Genomic DNA, 5,372 nt, shown 5'->3' with positions numbered 1-5,372 from the left:
GGTGGCGGTGTTCCCGCCGAACGCCGTCGCCGTCTACCCGCACGACGGCGAGCACCGCGGCAGCCCGCGCAACACCACCGACGCCGTCGTCTCGGCGCTGGAACCACACGGGCCGGTGATCCGGCTGCGCGCCGAGGGCGACGGCTGGGCGCACGGCCTGACCGCCGACCTGACGCCGGCCGCCGTGGCCGAGCTCGCGCTGGAGCCCGGCTCGGCGGTGACGCTGTCGGTGAAGGCCGCGACCGTGGCGGTGCACCCGGCCGCGGCCTCCTGAGTCCCAGACCGGTCGTGAGTGTTTGGTCGGGTTAGAACCCGACCAAACACTCACGACCGGCGTCAGCCGTCGTGGTGGTGGCCGCCGCCCGGGTGGACGTGGAACTTGGCCACCTCCGGCGGGTGCACCACGAACGGCCGCATCATGCCCTCGTCCTCGTGGTCGAGGATGTGGCAGTGGTACATGAACTCGCCGGTACCGCCGCCGAACTGCCCGGCCACGCTCACCCATTGGCCGGGGTTCACGATGATCGTGTCCTTCCAGCCCTCCTCGTACTTCTCCAGCGGGACGTCGGTGAAGCCGTCGATCAGCGCCGTCGTCCGCTCGGTGGCCTGGTCGAACGTCGTGGTGAACTTCCGCCGGAACAGCGCCTGGAACTCGGTCAGGTGGATGTGGACCGGGTGCGCCGGCCCGCCGTTCGCGACGTGCACGATGTTCCACACCGCCCACCGGTCGTGGTCGATGAAGATGCCCGTGGTGTCGTCGAAGATCCGGCCGATCATCCGGAACGTCTTCAGCCCGCCGTTCGGGTCCTGGATCTGGATGATCCCCTCGCCGCCGGGGTCCGCCTCGACCTGCTCCAGGTCCCACAGCTCCGGGTGGCCCGCCTTGTTGAGCAGCAGCGCGATCCAGACGTGGTCGTGGTCCTCCGGCAGCGTCGAGCCGTGCTGCAGCCGGACGTACGACGTCGAGATCTGCTCCGGCAGCCGGAACGGGTCGTGCTTCGCGCGGCTGTCGACCCGGAACTCCATCAGGTCCGGCTCGACCGTGCCCAGCCGCGGGTCGGCGTTGCGCAACTTGAGCTTCCGCCCCTGGAAGCGGCTGAAGTCGATGAGGACGTCGAACCGCTCGGCCGGGGCGACGGTCAGCCCGCCGGCCGGCAGCGGCGCCGGCGCGGGCAGCAGGCCGCCGTCGGTGCCGATCAAGCGGACGGCGTCGTTGACCGGCGCGTTGTTCTCGTCGACCAGGTTGAGCGTGTAGAACCGCGAGTTGGCCGCGTTGAGCAGCCGGAAGCGGTACCACCGCGCGTCGACGTCGAGGTGCGGCCAGATCACGCCGTTGACCAGGTTGAACGGCCCGGTGAACGGGATCATCGGGCCGTTCGGCACCACCGGGACCTTGAACAGCAGCTGCCCGGTGAGCGCGCCGGTCGCCGGGTCGGTGTCGAGGTTCCGGTCGGTGATGACCAGCGGGATCTCGTGGTCGCCGTGCGGCAGGCCGAGCGCGTCCTCTTCGTCGTCGCGGACCAGGTACATCCCGGCCAGGCCGGTGTGGACGTTGAAGCGCGTGATCGCCATCGCGTGGTCGTGGTACCAGAGCGGCATCGCCGGCTGGCGGTTCTGGTACTCGGTGAGCTGCGAAGTGCCGTGGAGCCCGGCGTTGTGCGCCCACCCGTCGTTGCCCGCGTTCGTGCGCGCGCCGTGGAGGTGGACGACCGTCCAGGCCGGCAGGTCCGCGACGCCCTCGATGATCGAGTAGCCGGGCCGGTCGAGCTCGCGGCCGGGACGGCTGGTCGGCCCGTCGGCCACCGGACCCTGAACGGCGACGAGCGGGAACTCGCCGTCGATTTCGTTGGACCACGAAATCCGCAGTTGCTTACCGCTGCGCACTTCGATCGTCGGACCCGGGAAATGCCCCGCGTACGTCCACAACGTACTCGGCGGCAATTGCGAGTGCAGCCGCTGGCGCTTCGTGATCATCGGAATGGTGATGGTGTCCTGCCCGCCCCACGAATGCGGCCGGTACACCGGCGGAACGCGCAGTGGGTCGAGGAACTTGGTGAGCCCCCAGTTCGGCCCGGCGACCGGCGCGGCCGCGGCCGGGCGCTCGATGATTTCGGTCATGCGATCTCCCCTTTTTGCGGACAGGGGGCAGGAAGAATCGCGCGGCCGCGGAACACGCGGACGCCCGTGAATGGTATTCCCCCGAACCCCCTCGGTGACCGGCCCGCGAACTCCCCTCGCAATACCGGCAATTTCCACTGTAGCCGTTTTCGGCGGGGACCGCAGGTGCCCCGCGCGCGTGATAGGTTCCGCGCATGAGCGAACGCCGGTGGACGTACCTCTCCGACATGGACGGCGTCCTGGTGAAGGAGGAGCACCTCGTCCCCGGGGCCGACGAGTTCCTCGCCGAGTTGAAGGCGAACGGCATCGACTTCCTGGTGCTGACGAACAACTCCATCTACACCCCGCGCGACCTGCGGGCCCGCCTCGAGCGCACCGGGCTCGACATCCCCGAGGAGTCGATCTGGACCTCGGCGCTGGCGACCGCGAAGTTCCTCTCGTCGCAGCGGCCGAACGGCTCGGCGTACGTCATCGGCGAGGCCGGCCTCACGACGGCGCTGCACGAGGTCGGCTACGTGCTGACCGAGCGCGACCCCGACTACGTCGTGCTGGGCGAGACCCGCACGTACAGCTTCAGCGCGATCACGCGCGCGATCCGGCTGATCGAGGGCGGCGCGAAGTTCATCGCGACCAACCCCGACGCGACCGGCCCCAGCCTGGAGGGCTCGATGCCGGCCACCGGGTCCGTCGCGGCGCTGATCGAGAAGGCCACCGGCCGCTCGCCGTACTACGTCGGCAAGCCGAACCCGCTGATGATGCGCTCGGCGCTGCGCCGGCTGGGCGCGCACTCGGAGTCGACGCTGATGATCGGCGACCGGATGGACACCGACGTGCACTCGGGCATCGAAGCGGGCCTGCAGACCATCCTGGTGCTCACCGGCATATCCACCCGGGAGTCGGCCGAACGCTATCCGTATCGGCCGACCCTGGTGCTCGACTCGATCGCCGACCTGATCGGGCGAACCGACGACCCGTTCGGCGAAGGCTGACGGTGGGCCGGGTGCGCGCAGGGCTTATCGTCACCGGATGAGCAAGTCCACCTACGTTGTGGGCGACGTGCACGGCCACCGTGACGAACTGGCCGAGGCACTGCGCGCCGAAGGCCTGGTCGACGACGAGGACAACTGGTCGGGGGGCGAGGACCAGCTGTGGTTCCTCGGCGACTTCGTCGACCGCGGGCCCGACGGCGTCGGCGCGATCGACCTGGTCATGCGCCTGGAGGCGCAGGCGGCCGAGGCCGGCGGCCAGGTGCAGACGCTGCTGGGCAACCACGAGATCCTGGCGCTGGGGATGTACCACTTCGGCGACGAGCCGGTGCCGTCCGACTTCGGCCCGCGCAGCTTCGCCCGCAGCTGGGAGATCAACGGCGGCCTGCTGTCGGACCAGGACCGGCTGACCCCGGAGCACATCGAGTGGCTGGCCGCGCGCCCGCTGGCCGCGCTCGCCGCCGACCACCTGCTGCTGCACTCGGACACGCTGGAGTACCTCGACTGGGGCTCGACGATCGAGGAGATCAACGCGTCCGCGGAGGAGATCCTCACCGGTTCGGACCTGCAGGCCTGGTGGGACGTCTGGCGCCGGATGACCACGCGCTACGCCTTCCGCGGCCCGGACGGCGAGGAGAACGCCCAGAAGCTGATGGACGCGCTCGGCGGGTCCCGGATCGTGCACGGCCACAGCGTCATCGCCGACCAGCTGGGCATCCACCCGACGCAGATCGAAGGCCCGTTCCTGTACGCGGGCGGCAAGGCGCTGGGCGTGGACGGCGGCCTGTTCGTCGGCGGGCCCTGCCTGGTCGTGCGGCTGCCCTACGAACCGGAGTCGTGATCAGGGGAGGTCGACGATTTCCTTGCCGAGCGGCATCAGCGACACCGGGATCATCTTGAAGTTCGCGACGCCGAGCGGGATGCCGACGATGGTGAGGCACAGTGCGACGCCGGTGAAGACGTGCCCGAGCGCCAGCCACAACCCGGCGAAGACGAACCAGATGACGTTGCCGAGGCACGACGCGGCGCCCGCGTCCCGCCGGTCGACGACCGCGCGCCCGAACGGCCAGAGCGCGTAGTTCGCGATCCGGAACGACGCCAGCCCGAACGGGATGGTGACGACCAGGACGCAGCAGATCACGCCGGCGACCAGGTAGCCCAGCGCCATCCAGAAGCCGCACAGGACGAGCCAGATGATGTTCAGCAGGACGCGCATCAGACGTGCAGCTCCCCGCTGAGGACGGTCACGGCCTGGCCGGCGAGGTGGACGCGGTCCCCGTCCTGGCGCGTCCGCACGATCCCGCCGCGTGCCGAGGCCTGGTGCCCGACGAGTTCGGTCTTCTGGAACTGCTCGGACCAGTAGGGCGAGAGGATGCAGTGCGCCGAGCCGGTGACGGGGTCTTCGTCGATGCCGACGCCGGGACCGAAGAAGCGGCTCACGTAGTCGGTGTCGTTGCCCTTCGCGGTGACGAGCAGCCGTCCGGTCCAGGTGTTCTTCAGCTGCTCGAGGTCGGGCTCGAGGTTCTTGACCGTCTCGGCGTCGGGGAGGACGGCGAAGAGGTTCTCGACGCCGCGTCCGACGTACTCGATCTCGACGCCGGGGAGGATGGCGGACAGGTCGTCGTCGGTGGCCTTCGGCGGGTCGGACGGGAAGTCGAGCTCGACCCAGCCGTCCTGCGCCTTGGCGCGCAGTTCGCCGCTCTTCGTGGTGTAGGTCTGTTCGCCGCCGAGGACGTGCGTGGTGGCGAGGGTGGCGTGCCCGCAGAGGGCGACCTCGACCTCGGGGGTGAACCACCGGAGCGACTTGGGGCCGTCGGTGGTGACGACGAAGGCCGTCTCGGCGTGCTTCATCTCGGCGGCGACGGCCTGCATCCAGGCGGGGTCGGCGGGCTCGTCCAGCAGGACGACCCCGGCGGAGTTCCCGGTGAAGGCCCGGTCGGTGAAGGCGTCGACGATGAAGAAGCGCATGCCCCCAATGTAGCGAGGGCGGGCTTTCCGGACCCGGTTCCCGAGCCGGGATCGGGGAGATCTAAGGGGTTTCCCCGATGGTCGGCCGCACGATCTTCTCGCCGTCCGGCCCCCGCTCCGGCTGGAGGTCGAAGACGTCGTCGTCGACGGCGTACTTGTTCTTGTGTTCCTTGTCGTCGTCCTTCTTCTTGCCGGCCGCCGCGCCGGTCGCCCCGGCCGCGCCTTTGCCCTTGGCGGCCGCGGCGGCGGTGGCCCCGCGTTCGAGCCGCTCGCCGGTCTTCCCCACGCCGCTGCCCTTGC

6 protein-coding genes and 1 pseudogene are annotated in these 5,372 nt (G+C 70.0%); 3 read left to right on the top strand and 4 right to left on the bottom strand.

Going from position 1 to position 5,372, the window contains the following annotated elements; translation table 11 throughout:
• On the top strand, positions 1-274 hold a 274-nt coding region (locus tag G3I65_RS03870; RefSeq protein WP_166639633.1), incomplete at its 5' end, for a TOBE domain-containing protein.
• 62 nt (positions 275-336) lie between these two features.
• Here G3I65_RS03870 and G3I65_RS03865 read toward each other — a convergent pair.
• Positions 337-2,118: a multicopper oxidase family protein gene (locus G3I65_RS03865; RefSeq protein ID WP_160694818.1), complete on the bottom strand. Its 1,782-nt coding sequence runs from the start codon at positions 2,116-2,118 to the stop codon at positions 337-339.
• A gap of 194 nt (positions 2,119-2,312) precedes the next feature.
• Here G3I65_RS03865 and G3I65_RS03860 point away from each other — a divergent pair, with 194 nt between their 5' ends.
• Complete coding sequence (locus tag G3I65_RS03860; RefSeq protein ID WP_160694816.1) at positions 2,313-3,107, top strand: HAD-IIA family hydrolase; 795 nt, start codon at positions 2,313-2,315, stop codon at positions 3,105-3,107.
• Between the two features lie 37 nt (positions 3,108-3,144).
• Entirely contained in the window at positions 3,145-3,945 is an 801-nt protein-coding gene (locus G3I65_RS03855; RefSeq protein WP_160694814.1) for a metallophosphoesterase, read from the top strand.
• Here the strand turns inward: G3I65_RS03855 and G3I65_RS03850 are convergent, their stop codons facing one another.
• From G3I65_RS03850 to G3I65_RS03840, 3 genes and pseudogenes are all read right to left on the bottom strand, one after another.
• Positions 3,946-4,320 carry a YccF domain-containing protein gene (locus G3I65_RS03850; RefSeq protein WP_160694812.1) on the bottom strand — a complete coding sequence of 125 codons (375 nt, stop codon included), beginning with the start codon at positions 4,318-4,320 and terminating at the stop codon, positions 3,946-3,948.
• Positions 4,320-5,072 (bottom strand): PhzF family phenazine biosynthesis protein, encoded by a 753-nt coding sequence (locus G3I65_RS03845; protein ID WP_160694810.1) that lies wholly within the window; start codon positions 5,070-5,072, stop codon positions 4,320-4,322. Before G3I65_RS03845 ends, G3I65_RS03850 begins: the two co-directional genes overlap by 1 nt.
• A gap of 61 nt (positions 5,073-5,133) precedes the next feature.
• Positions 5,134-5,372, bottom strand: a pseudogene (locus G3I65_RS03840) (hypothetical protein); the annotation flags it as partial.

Origin of the sequence: Amycolatopsis sp. SID8362 (assembly GCF_010550475.1) — a bacterium.
Classification (GTDB): domain Bacteria; phylum Actinomycetota; class Actinomycetes; order Mycobacteriales; family Pseudonocardiaceae; genus Amycolatopsis; species Amycolatopsis eburnea.
The sequence above is the reverse complement of the archived record's forward strand: the minus strand, read 5'-3'. Positions and strand labels throughout refer to the sequence as shown.

Bases quoted from the DNA above. Each gene is read 5' to 3' on its own strand.
- G3I65_RS03865 (WP_160694818.1), bottom strand. From the start codon at position 2,118: ATGACCGAAATCATCGAGCGCCCGGCCGCGGCCGCGCCGGTCGCCGGG.
- G3I65_RS03860 (WP_160694816.1), top strand. From the start codon at position 2,313: ATGAGCGAACGCCGGTGGACGTACCTCTCCGACATGGACGGCGTCCTG.
- G3I65_RS03855 (WP_160694814.1), top strand. From the start codon at position 3,145: ATGAGCAAGTCCACCTACGTTGTGGGCGACGTGCACGGCCACCGTGAC.
- G3I65_RS03850 (WP_160694812.1), bottom strand. From the start codon at position 4,320: ATGCGCGTCCTGCTGAACATCATCTGGCTCGTCCTGTGCGGCTTCTGG.
- G3I65_RS03845 (WP_160694810.1), bottom strand. From the start codon at position 5,072: ATGCGCTTCTTCATCGTCGACGCCTTCACCGACCGGGCCTTCACCGGG.